Source organism: Actinophytocola algeriensis, assembly GCF_014203735.1.
Lineage (GTDB): Bacteria > Actinomycetota > Actinomycetes > Mycobacteriales > Pseudonocardiaceae > Actinophytocola > Actinophytocola algeriensis.
On sequence record NZ_JACHJQ010000008.1, the window covers coordinates 161,172 to 182,131 of the forward strand.

Genomic DNA, 20,960 nt, shown 5'->3' on the forward strand with positions numbered 1-20,960 from the left:
AATGGGGGAGAAGGAGGTGACATGCGCAACGACGCCATGGAGCGCCTGGACGCCCTTGTCGGCTCGTGGCGGGCGACCATGCGGAACGCGTGGTTCCTGGAGCCCGCCGACCTCGAGGTGCCCGGCACGGCCACAGCCGAGTGGCTCGCCGACGCGTTCGTGGTCTTCCGCTGGACCATGGGCGGCGCTGTCGGGAAAGCCACCAACGAGATGGTCCTGGTGCTCGGACGCAGCGACCCGAACAACGCCTACACAGCCCTCTACAACGACGAACGAGGTGTCTGCCGGGTCTACGCCATGACCTTCGACGGCACGCACTGGACCTTGAGCCGCGAAGACCCCGACATGTGCCAGCGGTTCGTCGCCGAGGTCGCGCCCGACCGGATCGCCGGACGCTGGGAAGCGTCCGAGGACCGCGGCTCGACGTGGCGCACGGACTTCGACCTCGTCTTCGAACGTGCCTAGCACTCGGTCGAGCGTCACTTCCTCTTCCACGCATCCGGAGGAGGCCCCAGGGGATCCCTGCTGTGCCCACCACCTCGTTGACTTAACATAATGTAGATTATCGAACTTATCGGGATGCTGGTGAGAAGGTTAGTGTTCGCCGCATGGTCGCCTGTTCCGTGTGTGGTCGTCCGCTCCAGGTGGTCGCCGGACGCGGACGCACGTCGGTGTACTGCTCAGCCGCCTGCAGGCAGAAGGCCTACCGGGCCCGCCGGTCCACGACGTCCTCTGCGTCCTCTGTGGACTCGTTCGGCTCGCTGGGCCCGGTGCACCGCGTCATCGCCGACATGTCGCTGCGGATGCAGCTGCTGGCAGTCGAACCAGCGCGCGATTCGAGCCCCGCGGCGGAACCGGTCGCCGAGAAATCTCAGGAGAACGCTTCTGAGGGAACTTTCGCGGATCTCGTCGAGCCGTACCGGCGTGAGATACAGGCGTATTGCTACCGGATGCTCGGCTCGTACGACGACGCCGAGGACCTGGTGCAGGATGTGTTCCTGCGGGCCTGGCGCGGCCAGGACGGGTTCGCGGGCCGCGCCAGTGTGCGCACGTGGCTGTACAAGATCGCCACCAACGCGTGCATGGACTTCCTGCGCCGCAACCAGCGGCAGGTCCAGCGCTACGAGCCGGTGCCCGGGTTCGACTCCGGCGCGGGCGAAGGCCCGGAACGGGTGCCGTGGCTCCAGCCCTACCCTGATCAACTTCTGGATCTCGACACCGCGCCGGACAGTGCCGCGGTGTCGCGGGAGACGCTCGAACTGGTGTTCCTCACCGCGATCCAGCACCTGCCGCCGAGACAGCGTGCCGTGTTGCTGTTGCGGGACGTGCTGGACTGGTCGGCCGCCGAGGCCGCGGAGCAGCTCGACGTCACCGTGGCGACGGTCAACAACGACCTGCAGCGGGCGCGGCCGGTGCTGCGGGACCGCCTGCCGGCGCGGCGCGCGGAATGGACGTCGGCGACCGGGCCGACGCCCGAGGAGAAAGCGATCCTCGAGCGGTACATGGCCGCGGCACTAGGTGGTGACGTCGACTCCATGGCGGAGCTGCTGGCCGACGAGACGATTCTGACGATGCCGCCGAACCCGTTGTGGTTCGTCGGGCGGGACGCGATCGTGAAGTTCCTGCGGCCCTCGTTCGAGCCGGGTTCGCCGGGTTATGTCGGTGCGTGGCGGAGTCTGCCGACCTCGGCGAACCGGCAGCCCGCCGTGGCGCACTACCTGCGGCGGCCCGGGACGGCGGTGTTCCGCGCGCAGGTGTTCGACGTGCTGCGCATCGAGGGTGGCCGGATCACGCAGATCACCGCGTTCGAGCCGCACCTGTTCCCCGCGTTCGGGTTGCCGCTCAAGCTTCCTCCCCCACCTCTCCCCTGACCTCGGCCTATTTTCGTCACGTGACGTTGCCGAGGTCAGGGTGAGAGAGAGGAAAGCTACGCAGCCTTCGCCATCGCCGCTTCGACCAGTACCCGCTCGACCCTCGCGATCAACGAGGCCCTGCGCAGGCACCACACCCGGAACGCGCGCCGGTCCCCGTTGTCCAGCGCCGCGTCGATCTGGGCGTCGGTGTTGACGATGCAGATCTGCAGGCCGCTGATCTCCGCCGAGGTGTTCGACTTGGACATTGCGCACCACCGCCCACCAATGGTTTCGACCCGACCGGGTCGTCCCTTATGTGTACAGCGGCGCCCTTGAGTGGCGGTCGAGCACGTCCAGTCCTCAGGTGGAGTTCTGGGCGTCCAAGGTCATCGCCTCGCCCGCGGCGTCGGCGTTGGGCATGAGCCGCGGCTTGCGCATCCAGGTGCCGTGCGAACGGGCCAGCAGCTCGGTGAGCGGTTCGGGCTTGCCGAGGTGGAACCCCTGCGCCACCCGCACCCCGAGCCGGGACAGCGCGTCGACCTGGCTCGCGCGTTCCACCCACTCGGCGACCACGGACACGCCGAGCCCGCGCGCGATGTCGACGATGCCCTGTACCAGCACGGTGTCCCGGCTGCCGTAGTCGATGCCGCGGACGAACTCGCCGTCGATCTTCACGCCGGTGATGGGCAGCTGCTTGAGGTGCACGAACGAGCCGAAGCCCGCACCGAAGTCGTCGAGGGAGATGCGGCAGCCGCTGGCCCGCAGCTGCTGGGCGAGGCTGCGGGCGGCGGCGAGGTTGGTGACCGCGGCGGTCTCGGTGATCTCGAACCCGAGCCTGCCCGGCGCGACGCCCGCGGCGGCGAGGCGGTCGAGGACGTAGTCGCCGAAGTCCTCGTCCTCCAGGGTGCGGCCGGAGACGTTCACGTTGAACCGCAGCCCCGGGTACGGGTGGGCGACGAGCGCGTCGATGGCGGTGCCCGCGACCCAGCGGTCGATGTCGAGGACGAGGCCGCTGCGTTCGGCGGCGGGCAGGAACTCCCCCGGGCCGAGCCTGGGCTGGCGGCCGTCCTCCAGGCGCAGCAGCAGTTCGTGGCCGACGACGCGGTTGCTGCCGAGCTTGACCATCGGCATGGCGTGCAGCTCGAGGCCGCCGTGGGCGAGTGCGTTGCGGAGGCGGTCCAGGACGGTGACGCGCAGGGCGGTGTCGGCGTAGTGGCCCTGTTCGTAGACGGTGACGCGGTTGCGGCCCGCGTCCTTGGACGCGTACAGGGCGAGGTCGGCGTTGGCGAGCACGGCCTGCCAGCTCTCCCCCGACCCGAAGCCCGCGACACCGGCGCTGACCGTGATGCGGGTGGTGCCGACGCCGCCGGTGACCGGGATGGTGGCGACGGCGTTGCGGAGCCGGTCGGCGATGCGGACCGCGGTCGCCTCGTCGGTGTCCGCGAGGACCACCGCGAACTCGTCGCCGCCGAGCCTGCCGAGCACGTGGCCGTTGCCGATGCGTTCGCGCAGGACGTTGGCGAGGGTGCACATGACCCGGTCCCCCGCCGGGTGGCCGCGGAGGTCGTTGATGTCCTTGAAGTTGTCGAGGTCCAGCAGCAGCAGCGCGCCGTCACCGCCGAGCGCGAGCTGGCGCTCCAGCTCCCTGGTGAGGGCGCGGCGGTTGAGGAGGCCGGTCAGCGGATCCTCGTCGGCCATCCGGATGAGAGCTTTTTGCCATTCATCGCGTTCGGCGGGAGCGACGTCGCTGTCCCGCCAACGGCTCACATCACTCACCCGGTAGAGGTAACCCTCGTTGAGCCGAGTGCAGCGGACCTCGAGCCAGCGATGTTGATCGGTGCCGGTTCGCAGGGACACGACGACGCTGTCGGCGCCCTCCCCTTCTCCGGGCCCCTCTGGCGCGCCGACCAGAAGAGCGGGCAGGGAACGGCCGACGCACTGCTCCGGCGTGAGGGCCAGGAGCTCGGCCATGACACGGTTCGACCAGCGCACACGGCATCGTGTGTCGGTCACGGCGAACGCCGTGTCGGCGGCGTCCAGCACCTCACTCAGTGAGGTGCCGTCGGTGTCCATCCGCGTGCCTCGCGTGGTTTGATCGGGCAATTGCGCACGAAGCGTAGTCGAATGCGCGGAGCTTGCGAAGCGCACATCGTCAATGCGCGGAGCTTGCGAAGCGCACATCGTCAATGCGCGGAGCTTGCGAAGCGCACATCGTCAATGCGCGGAGCTTGCGAAGCGCACATCATTGCTGTGTGGCTTCAGCGCAGCCGCTCCAGCCCATGGGCGTTCTCGACCACCGCGGCGGCGAGGTTCTTGAGTTCGAGCGGGCCCGCGCCGTCGTCGACGGCGGTCGCCACGTCCTCGGCGGCGCAGCGCAGCTGGAACAGCCGGTCCTGCAGGTCCGCGAGCTCCGCCGCGGACAGGACGACGGCGTCTTCCGGGAGGCCACCGCGTTGGACGGCGGAGCGGCGTTCGTAGGCGCGCTGGCGGCAGGACTGGGAGCAGTACCTGCGGGGGCGGCCGACCTTCCCGTCTTCCGGTAAGCGCAGACCGCACCAGCCGCAGTGCCGGACGTCGGCGCGGGTCTTGAGTCGTTCTGGAGCGATCACCTGGCGAACCTCACGAGTCTGACGCTAGCTGGCCACTGCCCGTGCACCGGCGAGCCACGCCGCTGAGGCACACTCGACAGTGTGCATGACCACGCATTTTTCGCCGGTCCCTACCCGCGTGCGTTCGTCCACCGGGGGTGGCACTACGACGAGCTGGACGGGATGGAGAACTCGCTGTCGGCGTTCCGCCGTGCGGTGAGCGAGGGTTACCAGTACCTGGAGACCGACGTGCACGCGACGTCGGACGGGGTGGTCGTGGTGCACCACGACGCGGTGCTCGACCGCACGACCGACCTGTCCGGTCCGATCGCGCGGCAGCCGTGGCAGGTCGTGCGTACCGCGAAGATCCGCGGGCAGGAGCCGGTGAGCAGGCTGGAGGACGTGCTCGAGGAGCTGCCGGACGCGTTGCTGAACATCGACGTGAAGGCGTCGCGGGCGATCGAGCCGTTGATCGACACGCTGCGGCGGACGAACTCCTTCGGGCGGGTGTGCGTGGCGTCGTTCTCGGAGGCCAGGCTGGAGCAGGTGCGGCGCAGCGCGGGTGACGAGCTGCTGACGTCGATGGGCACCAAGGCGATCGCCCGGTTGTGGGCGGCGGGCAGGCTGCCCGCGTTCGTGCGGGCCAGGCGCGGGCACCAGCGGATCGCGCAGGTGCCGGTGCGGCAGGGGCGGCTCACGATCGTGGACAAGCGGCTGATCGCCGCCGCGCGGCAGCGGGGCATCGAGGTGCACGTGTGGACGATCGACGAGCCGGACCAGATGCACGAGCTGATCGACCTCGGGGTGGACGGGATCATGACCGACAAGCCGGGCGTGCTGCAGGACGTGCTGCGGGAACGCGGCCTGTGGGCCGTCGCCGATGGTGGCCAGGCCGGCTGAACAGGCCCGCGCGATCGGGCTGCTGATCCTCTGCACCGGACCGCGGGTCGACGCGCTCGGCACGGCGAACCCCTAGAACATGGACTCGGCGATCTCGATCGCCTGCCGTTGACGCAGGTCGCCCTCCACGCGGTAGGTGACGCCGTCCTTCTCCCAGATCAGGGTGCTGGCCGCCAGGCGGGCGGACTCGTCGCGCAGGGTGCCGTCACGGTCGGTGTAGAGGACCGGGTGCGGGCGGTCGACCCAGATCGCGGGGCTGCTGTCGACGGTCACGTGGTGGATGTCGGCGGCGTGGGTGAACTTGGTGAACATCGGGGCGAGGCCGCCGTCGAACTGGTCGACGCGGACGGCTCCGAACGCCATCGTGACCACGCGGCCGTCGTCGATCAGGCGGACCGCGCCCGGCGGCCCGAGCGTGGTCGGCAACCGCAGCGGGAAGTCGGCGGCCTCGGCGGCCTCGGCGAGCGTGACGTCCCGCTCCCCCGGCAACGGCGGGTCCAGGGACGGGGTGACGGGCGCGGGCTGGTTCTGGTGGATCTCCACGGCGCCGATGCGGAGGAATTCGACCACCGCGGCGCGGACCGCCGGGGACACGACCATGGCGGTCGCGAGAGCGACGACCGCGGCCACCGCCGCGGTGAGCACCCGTCGTGGCCACACCGGCGGCGCGGGCTCGTCCAGGCGGGCCAGCACCGCGCTGGTCAGGTGAGGTGCGTCGGGCACGTCCAGCCGGGCGCCGAGTGAGCGCAGGGCGGACTCCAGGTCGAGGTCGTCGACGTCGTCGACGTCACTGTGGTCGGCCACGTGTCACCTCCTCCGCCAGGTGCGACGGCAACGCGCGGCGCAGCTTGTCCAGCGCGCGGGACAGCCGGGACTTCACCGAGCCGCGGGGCCAGCCCAGCACCTGCGCGGTCTCGGCCTCGGACAGGTCGAGGAAGTAGCGGCAGGTCAGGACGAGGCGGTCGCGGTGCGGCATGGTGTTGACGGCCGCGAGGAGGACCGCGTGGGTGTCCGCGGCGACCGCCGACTGCTCGGGTGAGGCCGGGTCGGCGTCGTCGGGGCGCAGCGCCATCCGCAGTTCGAGGGTGGTGCGGCGGCGCCAGGAGCGGCGCAGGTTGTGGGTCTCGTTCGCGACGATCCGCAGCAGCCACGGCCGGAACGCGGCGCCGGTGCGGAACGAGCCGAGCGCGCGGTAGCCCTTCACGAACGCCTCCTGCACCACGTCCTCGGCCTCGTGGGAAGCGCCGAGCAGGTAGGCGGTCCGGTGCGCGAGCGCGCTGTACCGGGCGACCAGGTACGCGTACGCCTGCTGGTCACCTTCGCGTGCTCGCGCTACTGCCTCGTCCTCTTCCGTCTCGTGCTCCTCGACCGGTTCTTCTGCTGGTGGTACACCGCCGGAACCGGATCGGTTCCACCGGTGTAGTCAGGTCATGAGAACGCGGCGATTGCTCGTGGTGACGTTGACGGTGCTGGCGACCGGGCTGCTCGCGGCCGCACCGGCACAGGCGGGTGCGTGGGAGGAGACCCTGCTCGACCCGCCGCCCGCGCGGGTCGAGGCCGGCGTGACCTACACGTTCGGCTACTGGATCCTCCAGCACGGTTCGTATCCGTTCCAGGGCGGTGACCTGGGGCCGACCTCGTTGCGGGCGACGGACGAGGACGGCACGGTGGTCGACTTCCCCGGCACGTCGGGTGCGACCGCGGGGCACTACTCGGCGGAGGTGGTGTTCCCGCACGACGGGCGGTGGACCATCGGGTCACAGCACGAGGTGATCATGCCCGACGCGCTGGTCGCGACGGTGACGGTGCCGGGTGCGGTGGAGATCGCGCCGAGCATGATGCGCTCGCGGGCCCCGTACGAGTGGGGTGCCATGCGGCCGTCGTTCCCGCCTGCCGCGCCCGGCGCGAACATGGGTGCGCCGCAGGCGGGGCCGCCAGCGGAGCCGAAGGCGTTGATCGACCCCCAGCGGGTGGAGCCGCGCAGCCAGGAGACCGCGGTGCCGGCCGACGAGCCCGGCGCGCCGCTCCCGTTGTGGCTGTTCGTCGCTGGTGGGGTCGTGGTGGCCGGGCTCGCAGGCTGGTTCCTGCTGCGGTCGCGGCGGGCTAACGCCTAGGCGGGTTGCCCTGCCACGCGGCGTTCCAGGTCTTCGGGCCGAGCAACCCGGAGTCCTTGATGCCGTTCGCGCGCTGCAGCGCCAACACCGCCGTGCGGGTTTCCTCGCGGTAGCAGCCGGTGCCCTGGAAGTCGTAGCCGAAGGCGTTCATCCGCAGCTGGAACGTGCGCAGGGCGTCGTGGCAGTCGCCGAACCGGAACACGACCCCCGGCCACGGCGGCACCCCGGTCGCCGGCGGTGCCGCCGTGGCCCCGCCGATGTAGGCGGACTCGGCGTAGGTGGGGACGCGTTTGCTGCGCGCGTCGCCGTCCTCGCGGAGGCCGAGCGTGCCCGCGCAGGTCCAGGGCTGCCAGCCACGCATCCGGTACAGGTAGAGCGCGCGGAAGTCCTGTTCGGCCGGTGCCGCCTGGTGCGGGAGACCGGTGCCGCCGACACTGCGCCAGGTGGGCAGGTCGAACTGGTAGGCGCCGTAGTACTTGCCGCTGGCCGAGACGATGTCGTAGCGGCCGGACGCCTCGCACTGGCGCAGGCGGGCCCAGTCGTCGGCGCGCGGGTCGGCCGCGGCGGTGGTCTGCGCGAGACCGAGCACGGTGCCCAGCGCCAAGAGTGCACAAAGGACGAATCGTCGACCGCTCATGATCTGGGACGGTACGTTCTGGTCACAGAAGTCACAACCGCACCATCAGTCACACCAGTCACGGCACTGTTTCGTCACGCCTGTCCCAAGTGGATCAGTGGGCACCCCTGTCCCTGTAGTGTCCGCGTGCCAGCACCGGGACGGAGGATCGATGAGCGTGGTGGACAGCCCCGAGACGGTGCCCAACGCACCCGACCGCAAGCGTGAGCAGAGTGGCTGGGTCTGGTACGACTGGGCGAACTCGGTGTTCCCCACGTCGGTCATCACCGTGTTCGGGTCCCTGTACCTGACCGCGGTAGCGGCCGACGCGGCCCTCGCGGACACGGCACTCAACGGCCCGAACCCGTGCCCGTCCGACGGTGACGGCGGCACCAACAAGCTCGTCGACTGCCAGATCTCCGTGTTCGGCCTGCACTTCCAGGCCGGCTCGCTGTGGGGCTACCTGCTGGCCGCGGCGACGATCATCCAGGTGCTGATCGTGCCGCTGCTGGGCGCGATCGCCGACCGCACGCAGCACAAGAAGCGGATGCTCGCGATCTCCGCGTTCGGCGGTGCGATCGCCACGGCGCTGATGGCGCTGGTGAGCGGCACGAACTGGCAGCTCGGGGTGATCCTGTTCATCCTGGGCAACATCGGCTACGGCACGTCGGTGGTGATCTACTACTCGTTCATCCCGGAGATCGCCACCGCCGACGAACGGGACGGACTGTCCACACGGGGCTGGGCGTTCGGGTACCTGGGCAGCGGGCTGGCGCTGCTGGTGCAGCTCGTGGTGTACCTGGCGCACGAGTCGCTCGGGCTGACCGAGGGCGGGGCGGCGCAGATCGCGTTCCTGCTGTCGGGCATCTGGTGGGCGGCGTTCACGCTGATCCCGCTGCGGCGCCTCAAGGACCACCAGCGCCCGCACGGTCCCGAACACGGCCTCGGCGGCGTCCTCACCGGAGGTTTCCGCGAGCTGGGCAACACGCTGAAACTCGCGCGGGCCTACCCGCTGACACTGGCGTTCCTGGGGACCTACCTGATCTACACCGACGGCATCGCGACCGTCGCGAACGTGTCCGCGCAGTACGGGTCGGAGGAGCTGAACTTCGACGACACCGTCCTCATCTCCACGATCCTCATCGTCCAGTTCGTCGCGTTCATCGGCGGCGTCCTGCACGGCATCGTCGCCCGCCGCGTCGGCGCCAAGCGCACGATCATGATGAGCCTGACGGTCTGGCTGTTCGTCGTCGGTGCCGCGTACTTCGTGCAGGCCGGGCAGGCACTGCAGTTCTACCTGCTCGCGGCCGGGATCGGGCTGGTGCTGGGCGGGACGAACGCGCTGTCGCGGTCGCTGTTCAGCCAGATGGTGCCGCCGGGCAAGGAGGCGCAGTACTTCTCGATCTACGAGATCGGCGAGCGCGCCACCTCGTGGATGGGCCCGCTCCTGTTCGCCGCCGTCGCGGGCGCGACGGGCTCCTACCGGCCGGCGATCATCTCACTGGTCATCTTCTTCTTCGTGGGCCTGGTCCTGATGTTCTTCGTCCCCGTCCGCAAGGCCATCCGCGCGGTCGGCAACCCGGAGCCGTCGGTCCTCTAACGAGGACTGACCGGCTGGCGGAGCACCGTCTTCAGCTTCTCCGGGGCCGTCTTGCGTGGGTCGCCCAGGTAGATCTCGTGGTGGCGATCCCGTTCGGTCAGGTCGTTCGCCGGCAGGTACCGCTCGTGCAGGGCCGTCATGATCGGGGTCTCGTCGTCGTAGGAGCCGACGTGGAGGACCTGCGCGCACGTGCCCTCGTGCAGGGTGTCGTGTTCCACCAGTTCGATCGCCGGGAGTTTCTTCTTCGCCAGCGCCGCCCCCGCGGCTTTCTCGACGTCCCGTGCGGTCAGCCACTCCGGCAGGCTGATCAGCATGCGCCACAGCCACTCGTCCTTGGCGCGGGCCGTGAACACCTCCGGGTTCGGTGACCACCACAGGCCCTCCAGCGGACCCACCACGAAGTCCCGGCCCGACCGCTTGCTCGCGAACTTCAGCGTGTACGCCACCGCGTACAGCGCCTCCACCGCCCGCGCGTACTCCGGCACCGTGTTCGGGTTTCCCTTGCCCGACACCGCGATGAACTCCTGCGCAGGCACCTCCAGCAACGCCCACTCGCGGTTCTTCGGCGCGTACAGCTCCTTGCGCTCGCGCTTCACGTCGTATGGGCTCATGACTCCGCTCATGACATCTCCTCCTGATACCTGGCCAACCAGGCCTGCTCGGCCGCCAGCTGCGCCAGCGAGTGGTCGAAGATCGCGCGGACGAACGGCGGCGCGTCCGCGGGTGTGGCGGCGCGGACCTCGGTCACACGTACTGCCAACGTCTCCGCCCGGCGGGCCAGTGCGGCACGCAGCCGGTCGGGCGGGATCATCGGCTGGTTCGCCAGGCCGACGAGGATCGGCGGGAACACCGGCCGTGGTTCGGCGATCGCCTCCTCGGCGGCCTGCGCGCACACGCGCCTGCCCTCGGCGGTCGGCGCGAACACCTTGCGGCCCTTGCCGTGGGCGCGTTCGCCCGCCTCCTCGATCAGGCCGCGGTCGCGGAGCTTGGTGAGCAGGTAGTAGATCGAGCTGAACCCGATCTCGGTCCACTCGCGCATGCCGCGCTCGACGATGACCTCGTCCAGTTCGTAGCCGTGCCGGGGCCTCTCCACGAGCAGCCCGAGCAGCGTCAGCTCGGCCGGGGTGACATCCACAGCAGCTATTCTAGTACTAGAATAGCTTCCGGTGTCGACCGGTGCGGGTGGTGATCACCGCGGACTCAGGTACTCAGCACCGCGGCGTGGCGGGCGGCGACCGGGTCGCGCAGGCGCAGCGTCGAACCGTCCGTGAAGTCGACGCGCAGCCACGGTTTCGGCGGCAGGCTGCGGCCCGCCAGCTCCGCGGTCACCCCGCGGACCCGGGCCCGCGGCACGTCCCGCAGCGAGGTGACGGCCGCCGCCGGGTCCGGTGGCGCGGCCAGCGACGCGGTCGTCACGATCAGAGCCAGCCGCTCGCGGGTCAGCACCAGCCGGGCGGCGCCCGCGGTGTGGGCCAGCAGGTCCGCGAGCGCCACGGCGTCGCGGTCCGCGCGGTCGGCCTGCGCCCAGTACGCGATCGTCGGGTCGTCCAGCCAGCCGTCCGGGCCCTGCGAGGTCGCCGCGGGCAGTGGCCAGCGCGCCGGCGGCAGGGTCAGCGCGGGCATCCGGCCAAGCGGCGTGTGCGGGACCCGCAGCTCACGGCCGAGCTGCGCGCCCACATACCCGGCGTTCGTCGTGCCCGCCACCATGATCTCCTCGCCCGGCAGGAGTGCCGCGGCCTGCTCGAGCGCCTGCCGCGCGAGCGTCGCCACCCAGTCACCGCGGGCGCCAGGGCGCAGCGGTGGCGCGCCGTTGGTGAGGCCCAGCGCGTACTCGCACTCGTCGCGGTCGGTCATGCCGACCAGGAAGTCCAGCCCGGAACCGTCGACCAGGCGCAGCCGCAGCACCGGCGCGGTCGTGCGCTCCGCGACCTCGAACCCCGCGATCTGCGCGCGGCGGATCTCGGCCAGCGGCTCCATCGTCGGCGGGGTGATCGGCTCGCCCTCGTAGTTGCCCGCGTAGGTGTCACCGCCCCACAGCTTGCGCCGGTCGGCGACCTTCTCGGCCAGGTCCTTGCCCAGCTGCACGATGCCGTCACGGAGACCGTCACGCACCCGTGCCGCCCTGGCGAGGAACCCACTCGGATCAGCACGGGTGTAGAGCGCGAGTCGCTGGCGAGTCAGTACGTACAGGCGGTGCGGTGCGTCCGACCACGACGAGACCATACGGACGTACCGGTGTGCCAGGCAGTCCAGCGCCTTGCCCCACACGACCAAGTCGGCCGACCTGTCATCGCCGGCGTCGAGGCCGGGGATGTCGAAGCGGTGCGTGTTGGCATACGCCGCCCACATTGGACCGCCCTCTCCCGGCAGGTCCATGAGCGAGCGCGCGACGGTCGCCGGGCCGAGCGGTTCGGCAAGGAACTCCGTCAGATCCGCCCGTACACCAGTCGACGCTCGCACCCGATCATCCTAAGCAGGCGCTCGCACGCCGCCGTTCTCCGCACTGTAGAACCGGACCAGTCTCGTCAGCGCCGCCTGGCTCGCCTCCGGACCGTCCTCGACGAACGCCCGGCCGCGGGCGAAGTGCCGCACCGGCGCGTGGAAGTAGTACCGGTCCACCCCGCCCAGCTCCAGCAGGTGCACGTCCACGAGCGACTCCAGCAGCAGCGCGGTGTCGGTCGCGGGCAGGTCCAGCACCGCGGCGGCCGCGGCGAGCGTGATGTCCGGGCCGTCGGCCACCGCGAGCAGCCGGAACGCCCGCACCTGCTCGGGTGTCAGGTCATCGAGCGTCGACAGGTACGGGCTCTCGATCGCACCGCACTCGGGCCGCGACACCGGTGCGCCGGGCACCGGCCTGCCGATGCGGTCGCGCGCGGCGTCCAGCGTCCACTCGGGACGGGACGCGATGCGGCTGCCGAGCGCCGCGATCACCTGCGGCAGCCCGGCGGTGCCCGCGACGAGGGCGTGGGCGGCGTCCGGTTCGCGGCGCACGCGGTCACCGACGAGGCGTTCGAACAGCGCGCGGGACTCGTCCTCGCGCAGGCCCTGCAGGCGCACCCACTGGATGTACGGGACGCCGTAGATGCGGCGGCGTGCGGTGATCAGCACGGCCGCGCCGCCCGCACCGGGCACGAGGTGGCGGAGCTGGTCGGCGTCGCGGGCGTTGTCGAGGACGATGAGGAGCCTGCGGCCCGCGGTGTGGGTGCGCCACAGCGCGGCGCGTTCGGCCTGCGCGGCGGGTGGGTCGGTGACGCCGACGGCACGCAGGAGCCCGGGCAGCGGGTCGGCGGTGAGGTCCGCGAACAGCTGCCCGTCCGGGAAGCGGTCGGTGAGCGTGTGTCCCAGGTGGACGGCCAGTGTGGTCTTGCCGACGCCGGCGAGACCCTCGATGCCGACCACGGGGACCTGCGTGCCGGACGGGGTCAGCGCGCCGGTGATGACGGCGAGCTCGTCGGCGCGGCCGACGAAGTCCGGCAGGTCGGGCGGCAGCTGCGCCGGGATGTGGCGGGGTTCGTGGTCGCGCAGCCCGGGGTCGGCCGCGAGGATCCGGCGTTGCATCTCACGCAGCCCGGGCCCGGGTTCGAGGCCGAGCTCGTCGTCGAGGAGTCGGCGGATCTCGGTGAAGACGGCGAGCGCGTCGGCCTGGCGGCCCGCGCGGTAGAGGGCGAGCATGAGCAGTTCGCGGGGGCGTTCCCGCAGCGGCTGCCCGGCGATGACCTCCTCGAGCGCGGCGGTGGCCTCGACGTGCCTGCCGGTGTCGATGTCCGCGGCGGCGAGGTCCTCGATCGCGCTGAGGCGGACCTTGGCGAGACGGGTGCGTTCGATCTCCGCGAACTCGCCGTTGACACCGGCGAGCGGGGTGCCCCGCCACAGGCCCAGGGCGGCGCGCAGGTGGGTGCCCGTGGTGTGCGGGTCGGTGGCGGTGCGGGCGGCGGCGATGTGGTCGCCGAAGTCGGTGGCGTCGAGGGAGCCGGTCCGCAGCGCGTACCCGCCGCCGACGGACTCGATGACGTTCGCGGGGAGCACGCGGCGCAGGCGGGAGACGTAGGAGCGGATCATGCCGACCGCGGCGCGCGGCGCGGCCGGGCCCCAGACCGCGCTGATCAGCTGGTCAGGGGTGGCGGTGGCGCCGGTGCGCAGGAGCAGGATGCCGAGGATGGCGCGCTGTTGCGGGGTGCCGAGGTCGAGCTCGGTGTCCCCCAGCCACGCGCGGACCGGCCCGAGCACCTCGAACCGCAACGTACCGCCCACCGGCGACTCCTCTCCGCGACCGACCACTGATCATGGGAACGGCATGGGGCGGAGGGGTATTCCTGGTGGGGCGGCCGCCGGCCCCCGGAATCCAGCGTAGGCGAAGTAGTATTTGGTAACAGGACTGTGACCTGCGGCTTCCTCCGTAGTCACCGAGCCATCCAGCGCCACCGAGCACAGGTCCTCGGCAACAGGACGCAGGCTCAACGGAGCCCGACCGGCGGCGGGGACATGTTTGCTGCGCCTTACGGTGGATCAGTTTCCGGACACGTACACAACCCATGTTCGACCCGACCTCGGGCGCAGGTGATCCGGCTCAGGTCGTTGACCGCCGTCGGATAGTTGGCTCACGCTCGCTTTGGAGTCCACTGCGGGGGAAGAAGACATGCAGGTGAGCTGAAACGCGAGCTCGTCTCGACGCGATGTGTGTGGTCAGCGGAACCATGAAGCCGACTAGCGACAGGTGGGGGTCCAATGACGATGAGAAAAACAATAGTTTGTCTAGCAAACTCTCGCAAGAATGCGCACCGCTGTGTTGCCGGGATCGAATTTCCGTCGCCAAATAGCCATCGTTGGATTCGACCAATAGGCGACCGTGATGGCCATGGGGTATCGGGACAAGAAATCGCCTTGGACAATGGTGCGCAACCTCAGCCCCTCGATGTACTTGAGATTGGTTTGACTGAATGGCGACCAGAAGGTCACCAGCAAGAGAACTACCTTTTGGACGCCAATACGCCTTGGCGATGGCTCGGGCAGCTGGCCTGGCTGGACGCGATTCAGTTACCGATGTCACAAGAACCATTGTGGGTAAATGGTTCCAGCACTTTCCGCGGCCTCAACGATCGCATTATTGTATCAGCGGAAACCGCCGTAACGGATTCACTAAGACTAATTCGTTCACAAGTGACTATCTGCGTATCGAACCCATATGATCCGGAAAGGCTGCTAGAGGTGCGGGCCTCTTTTCAGCATGCGGGCGAGGGTTATCGACTGAAAGTAACCGATCCTACCGTAGAGAATATGTTTCGCCCTCGGGGGGTCGGACAATACCCAATTGGGGATGCGATCCTGACTATCAGCTTGGGCGAAGAATGGCAGGGTGAATTGTACAAGCTCGTGGCTGCTGTCGTCGCGGCGCCTCCTGTATAGTCGAGAGCGATGATGAGCAAGCAGAAGTTTCTGACGGTGGGTCACTCCGCTCACGACGGCGAGACTTTCGTGACGTTGCTGCGCAAACACGGGGTCACGGCAGTGGCGGATGTCCGGTCGACGCCTTTCAGTCGATTCACCCCGCACTTCAACCAGCGAAGTCTCGAACACGGCCTTTTCAAGCGGGGGATAAAATACGTGTTCCTGGGCAATGAACTGGGGGCGCGGACCGCCGACCTGAGTTGCTACATTGACGGCAAGGTCCAGTACGCGATGCTGGCAGCTACCAGCGCTTTCGCAAATGGAATAGAGCGCTTGTCGCGAGGGGCAAACAACGAACAAATCGCCATTATGTGCTCCGAGGGCGAACCTTTAGATTGTCACCGCACCATCCTCGTGTCGCGAACGCTTGTCGAAAGTGGCGCGATGGTCGACCATATTCACGGCGACGGGAATCTTGAGTCGCACTCGGACGCTATGACACGCCTGATGGGAAAGTTTGACTTAGCGGAAGACGATCTGTTTCGCACTCGCGACGAACGACTCGATGAAGCATTGAGACGCCAAGAGGACCGCATCGCATACGTTGACGAGAACCTGAGACTCATTGAGGAAAACGAATCGTGAAAATCTACACTATCGGTTTCACGAAAAAGTCGGCGTCTAAATTCTTTGGATTGCTCCGTGTAGCCCAAACGTCGACGCTCATTGATGTGCGACTCAACAACGTGTCACAACTGGCAGGGTTCGCCAAACGCGATGACCTGCGGTTTTTTCTCGCGGAATTGTGCAACATGACATATGCGCATCATCCCGAACTGGCGCCAACCCAGAATATGCTGGATGACTACAAAAAGCACGGCTCCGGATGGTCCGCATACGAAGAGCAGTTTCTCGCGCTCATGCAAGACCGTCGAATCCAAAACACGCTCGCTCGCGACCAAGTAGACAATGCCGTACTCTTGTGCAGCGAGGACAAGCCGCACCAATGCCACAGGCGGCTAGTTGCCGAATACCTCGCCCGACACTGGGGCGACACCACCATCGAACACTTGACGTAGTTTAGTTACGCTAAGTCGCTGCACAATTGCCGGGTGTTACTACAAGTGGTGCGCTGCTCGCCCGGGTCTGCATACGTATCGTTGCCGGGCTCAGACTGAGTCAGGGCTGCCATAGGCTGCGCAAGCACCATCCTCACGCTGGCGAGAGATAACACATGGACGCAGATCGCAACGAAGTTGAACGGCTTACCTTTGTTGACATGCGAGCCTACTTGGAGAACCAGCTCGGTACTGAACGTTGGGTGACGCTGTATCAGTTCGACGACTACGGTGCGTCCGATACTGACGTGACGATGTACTGCGCCCTTGCCGACTGCGACCGTCTTGACGATGTACTCGCCGAGGATGATTGGGATCTTCTCGTAGGTGATGGTGGTCCAGGGTTCGAGGGGCACGGAGAGGCCTACCACTATGTCCGCACGCACGACCGGCCCGTAGAGCCATTTGTGCATGTTCGCGATTTCGGCACGTTGGGCGGCAAATACAACGAACTGTCGGAAGAGTTCCGCCTGTTTCACGACCTGTGTGAAGACAAGAAACGTGGCCGACTGGTCTTATTCGACGAGGCAGCGGACGAAATCGAGGTCGCTGTTGTGCGACCTGAAGTTGTCAAGGTCAAACTGTCCTACTTGAAGGAGTACTTGTCAGCACGTGACATGTGTTTGGTTGTCTACTTCGAGTACAACCGACACTCGCCGACAGCGCCTGTCGATCTCGGATTCACCGGCGATGAGCGGTGGCATTCAATCAGCGAAGACCTTCGTTACGAATACTTCGTGCGGGCCTGGGATGGAATCTCGCTCTACAAGTCTGCCAAGTCGCTGGGCCGACTTCGAGGAAAGAAGATCGTTCGAGGTAATCCTATTGTCACGCGAGGTCCGTGGGCAAGAAACAGGAAGACCTACGAGAGCTTCATTATCGGCGTTGACGATACTGGCAATGATGTGACCTTTACCTGCGATAGTGCGCAACTCGCGAACGGCTATGGCAAGAATCCGGCCGCCCCGCCGGAACTCATGCCAGTTTTTTTCCAGAAGGAAGTTCTCGGCAAGTACTACAGTGACGCGCGACGTTACAAGGTTGCCGATAGTCACGTCTGGTGCTCAGGTGCGTGGAGTCTCAAAGTTGACAACAACCACCCTGACTTTGTCATTGTGTATCTAGGCGACTTGGGCGACCTACCGTCTCGTGAACAGCTCTACTGGAAGAGCTTTAATATCTCACCAGAAGGCGCAATCAGCCGAACATACTACGACCGAACCATCCTGGGGTTGTGGGTAGAACCCGAGGAGCCGGCTCTTCTCTTCAAATCGCGCTATCAGCGGTTTCGCGCAGACTGGTTCGAGAAGTTCGAGTGGGACCTATTCAAACCCCTTTCCTCCGCGGATGCATATACTTTCGATACTTTGCACGTTCCGAGCGATGGCAACGAAGGCGGATTTGATACGCAGACGTTGGCGCTCGCCAAAGTGCTGATCGAGCGCATAAATGAGGCTGAAATCGCGACTCGCATCGCTCTGGAGAAGAACGACAAAGGTATCTCCAAATTCGAAAAGTATCTTGCGGTCGCCGGGTTTCATGAAACTGGAACACGGCTTGATCTCCTGCGCAATCTTCAAAGTTTGCGCAGTGGCCCTGCTCATGTCAAGGGTGATCAATACCTGAGGGCCACTCGCTACTTCAATGTTGACGAGAAGGGGTTCGCCGTAGCCTTTGCTGACATACTGAGCGCAGCTATCGAATTCATTAACCGACTGGCGGCTTACTTCGACCTCGGATGGGAGGACCAAGAAGACGCGAACGATCTACTTGAGAAGCTGACGTGATCGTTAAGGAAACGGGACGGCCTGTGGGCTGACCGCTATACCGATCAGCCCAGGCGAATGATCAGCCCTGCCGCTAATAGACCGAGTCATGATGCGCTGATTAACTGTGTCCACGTCGCGATTACAGGACCATGATCGACGTGTGTCAGCGAGTAACCTCATCAATAGTCTCTACGACAAGTTGAGGAAGAACACGCATAGCGTCCTTTAGTAACCGCTCGATCGCGACCGCATTCTCGCTCGCATCGATGTTGATATGAGACGACCATTCCGCCGGTTGATAGCGGGCAAGCATTGATAATGTGTGCAGAACCGCCCACCACGCCATCAGGGGATGCAGGCTGCGCTTGTCGGAGGTTACGACAGGAAAGAAATACAACCTTCCCTTGTAGGGGCGTGTAATTGCCTCCAGAGACGCTAGTCGCTCCGCAGTGGTTCCCGACCGGCCTTCTGGGAGACGCCAGTGCATGTCAAGTTCACCCCAGCCGTCCTGGTGGCGCCTGAACGCTGGATCCGCGTCTGGCTCCGGATCAACACGCAGGAAGTCGTGGTAGTGCTGAGCCTCCGGGAATGCCTCCAGGTAGTCGCTCAGAGCTACTCGCCCGTTCTTCGCGTCGACAACCCAGGGAGGGAAGCGAACAACTGGAACGCTGGCCAACGGATGCCGCTCCGGGTGCAGGTTGCGATGCTCGATCCACAAGGGCGTTCGCCGGACATTGCCCGTTTCGAGGAGCGGCCACTGTTCATTCTCGGGAAGGAGGTCCCAAAGCTTGTTGAGCCGCATTGGCGTCTTGCCCCACAGGGGCGAGCCCAGCAGCTCTGACAGTCGAACGAAGCTCCCGTGATCCCCCTGTTTGCCTGTCCGCACCTCAACATCGGGGAGGCGCCTGTCCAAGCCCACCGAGCTGACGCCATGCCCATTCAGCTTCCACGCATCCCCATTGCCGGTATCGGACGCGGCAGCAGCGATCGCACGACCAGCCTGGCTAAGACCGTAGAAGACAAGCAACGGTCGAGTCGCCGGGCCGACTGTAGCCGCAGCACGGAACATCTGTTCGGCCTGCTCCAGCGCGAAGACATACGTTGCCCGCCGCTCATTTGTGGCGGCACCAGACGGTGGGTTCCATCTCGTTGCCCTCAGCTGCTCCCAAACACCCTCGGTCGCGTGATCTACATACATCAGCCAACTATAGTGCCAGACGCTTCCCTGATCGAACGAGTTACATCGCGGCGGTCCCGACCCAACAAAGGCAGCGAGGCCACCTCCGTCCCGCGTACGGCCAGAGGCGATAAAGAGAGCAAATGAATAAGGACCTCCGGCTACTGGGCTAGCTCGGGTTCTCCTCGTGCTCGATGTCACCGGGTGGCGGAGTGAACTGAGCCAGGTACTTAGCCAGCTCGTGGTGCGTGCAACCTGTGAACAGCGCGAGATTGCGCACGACCCGGGTATCGATCTCCGCGACCCCGTGCGGGTTCTCGATGAGGGAGTTGCGTGCCCACTGGATCATTGGCCGGAACTTGCCCCGCCCTGGGCCGTCATGGTTCAGCAGCGCGGGTAGGTCGACGTGCAACGTCAGGTGGTCCAGGCGCCGACGTGCTCGCTGGAGCCCGCGTGCGACGACTGTCGCCGGGTCGACCTCCAGAGCCTCGGCCAGCTCAGTCAAGCGGGACAGGGTCAGCTGACGGACACCGTGCTCATACGCCAGGAGCGTCCTGTCACCGATGCCCGACGGCAACCGCTTCACGAAGTGTGCGCGTGACCAGCCGCGAGCCTCACGCACGCGCCGCAACTCTTCGCCCACCGCCTTCGTAACAGCGGTTTCCAGCGACTCGGCCAACGCCTCCGTTGCCTCAGTCACTCGTCTTCACCGTCCAGGTTGAGCCGGTGTTCGATCTCCCGAGCCCGCCTGATCGCGAACACCGCGTACTGCGACGCCTCATGCCGATTCGGCTCGTCGGCCTTCGCCGCCGCCGCGTACACCTCCGCGCTGTGCCGGTGGAACGCCGCCCACTCTTCAGGGGCCGCGTCATGGGCTGGCCTGCGTCGCCACAGCGCTTCGTGTGCCTCAGCCACCGATGACGGAACGAGCTGACACCCACCCATCAGTAGCCCGCCCCCGAATCGCCATAGTCACCAGTCACCAGCCGATGCCGGGGGCCGCGCTCCGGCGGGGCAGGCTCACCGTCCGGGTCGATCTCGGCAGCCAGGTTCGCGGCTTCCCGCGCCAGCTCCCGGCAGAACTTCGCCAACACAAGCGTCCCGCCAGGGGACGACGGCAACTGGATCTCCAGGTTCACCGGGTCCAGGTAGAGGACCAGCGCCGGTAGCTGCGGCGTGACCCGCATGAACGCGGCCGCCGCGTCATTGCCGGGCGAACATGACACGTTGAAAGCCACTTTTCACAACTCCTTTGCTTGACGATGGACTGTGTAAATCTTGATAGAGATTCACTCAGCCCTCCATTCGATGCACTTCGGTCGCTCTCGTGTACGAAGCCATTCGACGAGAGCAGCGCGTGCATGTGATATCGAAATAACCGCAGACCGGGGGAACAGTCGGCCGGTTTCGCCACTGAAGATCAGATGGACTCTCTCGCTCGGCGGGTTCGGCGTGTACGAGAATGCATTGGATACCTCCGGGTCGTCATGGTCGGCGTAGTGCAGCGCAGCGACTCCCATTGAAGGGTGCACGCTGACTCGCATCTGATTGTTGGGGTATGGACCGTTTTTGGAGGTATAGAATTCAATGTCTCCGACATGAAGGGTGCTTTCCCAGGTCTCATGGTCGAGGTCCAATACCTCGTCGACCAGAGTCAGCGCTTCACGCATTCCACGCGCAACGCGCGCGACATCGCTGGTCAGCGACGCTGTCACTATCACCTCTTCTGGAGTAGACGAGGACATCGGGGAGGCACCTCGAATCCGATATTGCGAGCTGACGGGGTGGTGATGGCGGGCCTGCGCCTGCGTGCTGTAGACGGGCTACGGCCTCGCCTTGC

The 20,960-nt window shown here is 66.7% G+C and carries 24 protein-coding genes; 9 read left to right on the forward strand and 15 right to left on the reverse strand.

Features of this window, described 5'->3' with window-relative positions; genetic code table 11:
* Nucleotides 1–21 precede the first annotated feature (21 nt).
* Together FHR82_RS34410 and FHR82_RS34415 are read left to right on the forward strand one after the other, a co-directional pair.
* A complete protein-coding gene (locus FHR82_RS34410) occupies nt 22–465 on the forward strand; it encodes a hypothetical protein (protein WP_184814790.1) in 444 nt (147 codons plus the stop codon).
* 206 nt (nt 466–671) lie between these two features.
* Nucleotides 672–1,871, forward strand: coding sequence for a sigma-70 family RNA polymerase sigma factor (locus FHR82_RS34415; RefSeq protein ID WP_311771417.1), 1,200 nt, complete (start codon nt 672–674; stop codon nt 1,869–1,871).
* A 56-nt stretch (nt 1,872–1,927) separates the two neighbouring features.
* On the opposite strand, the gene FHR82_RS34420 is transcribed toward FHR82_RS34415, so the two are convergent.
* The 3 genes from FHR82_RS34420 to FHR82_RS34430 all read right to left on the reverse strand — a co-directional run bounded on the left by FHR82_RS34420 (nt 1,928) and on the right by FHR82_RS34430 (nt 4,462).
* Nucleotides 1,928–2,119 (reverse strand): hypothetical protein, encoded by a 192-nt coding sequence (locus tag FHR82_RS34420; RefSeq protein WP_184814792.1) that lies wholly within the window; start codon nt 2,117–2,119, stop codon nt 1,928–1,930.
* A gap of 94 nt (nt 2,120–2,213) precedes the next feature.
* Nucleotides 2,214–3,926 carry a putative bifunctional diguanylate cyclase/phosphodiesterase gene (locus FHR82_RS34425; RefSeq protein ID WP_184814793.1) on the reverse strand — a complete coding sequence of 571 codons (1,713 nt, stop codon included), beginning with the start codon at nt 3,924–3,926 and terminating at the stop codon, nt 2,214–2,216.
* Nucleotides 3,927–4,111: 185 nt separating this feature from the next.
* The gene (locus FHR82_RS34430) at nt 4,112–4,462 is read right to left on the reverse strand and encodes a hypothetical protein (protein WP_184814794.1); all 351 of its coding nucleotides are present in this window, start codon (nt 4,460–4,462) and stop codon (nt 4,112–4,114) included.
* Between the two features lie 81 nt (nt 4,463–4,543).
* On the opposite strand from FHR82_RS34430, the gene FHR82_RS34435 reads away from it, so the two are divergent.
* Nucleotides 4,544–5,341 (forward strand): glycerophosphodiester phosphodiesterase family protein, encoded by a 798-nt coding sequence (locus FHR82_RS34435; protein WP_311771418.1) that lies wholly within the window; start codon nt 4,544–4,546, stop codon nt 5,339–5,341.
* A gap of 72 nt (nt 5,342–5,413) precedes the next feature.
* Here the strand turns inward: FHR82_RS34435 and FHR82_RS34440 are convergent, their stop codons facing one another.
* Nucleotides 5,414–6,145: a hypothetical protein gene (locus FHR82_RS34440; RefSeq protein ID WP_184814795.1), complete on the reverse strand. Its 732-nt coding sequence runs from the start codon at nt 6,143–6,145 to the stop codon at nt 5,414–5,416.
* Nucleotides 6,129–6,635, reverse strand: coding sequence for an RNA polymerase sigma factor (locus tag FHR82_RS34445; protein WP_184815076.1), 507 nt, complete (start codon nt 6,633–6,635; stop codon nt 6,129–6,131). Before FHR82_RS34445 ends, FHR82_RS34440 begins: the two co-directional genes overlap by 17 nt.
* Before the next feature lie 136 nt (nt 6,636–6,771).
* Here FHR82_RS34445 and FHR82_RS34450 point away from each other — a divergent pair, with 136 nt between their 5' ends.
* On the forward strand, nt 6,772–7,455 hold the full coding sequence (locus FHR82_RS34450; RefSeq protein WP_184814796.1) for a hypothetical protein: 684 nt from the start codon (nt 6,772–6,774) through the stop codon (nt 7,453–7,455).
* Here FHR82_RS34450 and FHR82_RS34455 read toward each other — a convergent pair.
* Nucleotides 7,445–8,092, reverse strand: coding sequence for a transglycosylase family protein (locus FHR82_RS34455; protein WP_184814797.1), 648 nt, complete (start codon nt 8,090–8,092; stop codon nt 7,445–7,447). The genes FHR82_RS34450 and FHR82_RS34455 overlap by 11 nt on opposite strands.
* Nucleotides 8,093–8,243: 151 nt before the next feature.
* On the opposite strand from FHR82_RS34455, the gene FHR82_RS34460 reads away from it, so the two are divergent.
* Nucleotides 8,244–9,671 (forward strand): MFS transporter, encoded by a 1,428-nt coding sequence (locus FHR82_RS34460; protein WP_184814798.1) that lies wholly within the window; start codon nt 8,244–8,246, stop codon nt 9,669–9,671.
* On the opposite strand, the gene FHR82_RS34465 is transcribed toward FHR82_RS34460, so the two are convergent.
* The 4 genes from FHR82_RS34465 to FHR82_RS34480 form a co-directional block, all read right to left on the reverse strand.
* Nucleotides 9,668–10,294: a GyrI-like domain-containing protein gene (locus FHR82_RS34465; protein ID WP_225943841.1), complete on the reverse strand. Its 627-nt coding sequence runs from the start codon at nt 10,292–10,294 to the stop codon at nt 9,668–9,670. The two genes, FHR82_RS34460 and FHR82_RS34465, sit on opposite strands and share 4 nt — an antisense overlap.
* The gene (locus FHR82_RS34470) at nt 10,291–10,806 is read right to left on the reverse strand and encodes a PadR family transcriptional regulator (protein WP_184814799.1); all 516 of its coding nucleotides are present in this window, start codon (nt 10,804–10,806) and stop codon (nt 10,291–10,293) included. Before FHR82_RS34470 ends, FHR82_RS34465 begins: the two co-directional genes overlap by 4 nt.
* Before the next feature lie 65 nt (nt 10,807–10,871).
* Entirely contained in the window at nt 10,872–12,131 is a 1,260-nt protein-coding gene (locus FHR82_RS34475) for a hypothetical protein (protein WP_184814800.1), read from the reverse strand.
* 9 nt (nt 12,132–12,140) lie between these two features.
* On the reverse strand, nt 12,141–13,922 hold the full coding sequence (locus FHR82_RS34480; protein ID WP_184814801.1) for an AfsR/SARP family transcriptional regulator: 1,782 nt from the start codon (nt 13,920–13,922) through the stop codon (nt 12,141–12,143).
* Between the two features lie 474 nt (nt 13,923–14,396).
* Between FHR82_RS34480 and FHR82_RS34485 the strand changes: the two genes are divergently transcribed.
* The 4 genes from FHR82_RS34485 (at nt 14,397) to FHR82_RS34500 (ending at nt 17,961) form a co-directional block, all read left to right on the forward strand.
* Nucleotides 14,397–15,074, forward strand: coding sequence for a dual OB domain-containing protein (locus tag FHR82_RS34485; protein ID WP_184814802.1), 678 nt, complete (start codon nt 14,397–14,399; stop codon nt 15,072–15,074).
* 9 nt (nt 15,075–15,083) lie between these two features.
* Entirely contained in the window at nt 15,084–15,701 is a 618-nt protein-coding gene (locus FHR82_RS34490; RefSeq protein WP_225943842.1) for a DUF488 domain-containing protein, read from the forward strand.
* On the forward strand, nt 15,698–16,135 hold the full coding sequence (locus FHR82_RS34495) for a DUF488 domain-containing protein (RefSeq protein ID WP_184814803.1): 438 nt from the start codon (nt 15,698–15,700) through the stop codon (nt 16,133–16,135). Before FHR82_RS34490 ends, FHR82_RS34495 begins: the two co-directional genes overlap by 4 nt.
* A gap of 200 nt (nt 16,136–16,335) precedes the next feature.
* Nucleotides 16,336–17,961 (forward strand): hypothetical protein, encoded by a 1,626-nt coding sequence (locus FHR82_RS34500; RefSeq protein WP_184814804.1) that lies wholly within the window; start codon nt 16,336–16,338, stop codon nt 17,959–17,961.
* A gap of 145 nt (nt 17,962–18,106) precedes the next feature.
* On the opposite strand, the gene FHR82_RS34505 is transcribed toward FHR82_RS34500, so the two are convergent.
* The 5 genes from FHR82_RS34505 to FHR82_RS48100 form a co-directional block, all read right to left on the reverse strand.
* The gene (locus FHR82_RS34505; protein ID WP_184814805.1) at nt 18,107–19,141 is read right to left on the reverse strand and encodes a YaaC family protein; all 1,035 of its coding nucleotides are present in this window, start codon (nt 19,139–19,141) and stop codon (nt 18,107–18,109) included.
* A 148-nt stretch (nt 19,142–19,289) separates the two neighbouring features.
* Nucleotides 19,290–19,799: a helix-turn-helix domain-containing protein gene (locus FHR82_RS34510; RefSeq protein ID WP_184814806.1), complete on the reverse strand. Its 510-nt coding sequence runs from the start codon at nt 19,797–19,799 to the stop codon at nt 19,290–19,292.
* A gap of 17 nt (nt 19,800–19,816) precedes the next feature.
* On the reverse strand, nt 19,817–20,035 hold the full coding sequence (locus FHR82_RS34515) for an AMED_5909 family protein (protein ID WP_184814807.1): 219 nt from the start codon (nt 20,033–20,035) through the stop codon (nt 19,817–19,819).
* A 29-nt stretch (nt 20,036–20,064) separates the two neighbouring features.
* Nucleotides 20,065–20,358 (reverse strand): hypothetical protein, encoded by a 294-nt coding sequence (locus FHR82_RS34520; RefSeq protein WP_184814808.1) that lies wholly within the window; start codon nt 20,356–20,358, stop codon nt 20,065–20,067.
* A 51-nt stretch (nt 20,359–20,409) separates the two neighbouring features.
* Nucleotides 20,410–20,865, reverse strand: coding sequence for an Imm1 family immunity protein (locus FHR82_RS48100; RefSeq protein ID WP_225943843.1), 456 nt, complete (start codon nt 20,863–20,865; stop codon nt 20,410–20,412).
* Nucleotides 20,866–20,960 lie beyond the last annotated feature (95 nt).

Coding starts and splice junctions, on each gene's coding strand:
- FHR82_RS34460 (WP_184814798.1), top strand. CDS start 8,244: ATGAGCGTGGTGGACAGCCCCGAGACGGTGCCCAACGCACCCGACCGC.
- FHR82_RS34465 (WP_225943841.1), bottom strand. CDS start 10,294: ATGAGCGGAGTCATGAGCCCATACGACGTGAAGCGCGAGCGCAAGGAG.
- FHR82_RS34485 (WP_184814802.1), top strand. CDS start 14,397: ATGACGATGAGAAAAACAATAGTTTGTCTAGCAAACTCTCGCAAGAAT.
- FHR82_RS34420 (WP_184814792.1), bottom strand. CDS start 2,119: ATGTCCAAGTCGAACACCTCGGCGGAGATCAGCGGCCTGCAGATCTGC.
- FHR82_RS34410 (WP_184814790.1), top strand. CDS start 22: ATGCGCAACGACGCCATGGAGCGCCTGGACGCCCTTGTCGGCTCGTGG.
- FHR82_RS34450 (WP_184814796.1), top strand. CDS start 6,772: ATGAGAACGCGGCGATTGCTCGTGGTGACGTTGACGGTGCTGGCGACC.
- FHR82_RS48100 (WP_225943843.1), bottom strand. CDS start 20,865: ATGTCCTCGTCTACTCCAGAAGAGGTGATAGTGACAGCGTCGCTGACC.
- FHR82_RS34425 (WP_184814793.1), bottom strand. CDS start 3,926: ATGGACACCGACGGCACCTCACTGAGTGAGGTGCTGGACGCCGCCGAC.
- FHR82_RS34500 (WP_184814804.1), top strand. CDS start 16,336: ATGCGAGCCTACTTGGAGAACCAGCTCGGTACTGAACGTTGGGTGACG.
- FHR82_RS34505 (WP_184814805.1), bottom strand. CDS start 19,141: ATGTATGTAGATCACGCGACCGAGGGTGTTTGGGAGCAGCTGAGGGCA.
- FHR82_RS34455 (WP_184814797.1), bottom strand. CDS start 8,092: ATGAGCGGTCGACGATTCGTCCTTTGTGCACTCTTGGCGCTGGGCACC.
- FHR82_RS34490 (WP_225943842.1), top strand. CDS start 15,084: ATGATGAGCAAGCAGAAGTTTCTGACGGTGGGTCACTCCGCTCACGAC.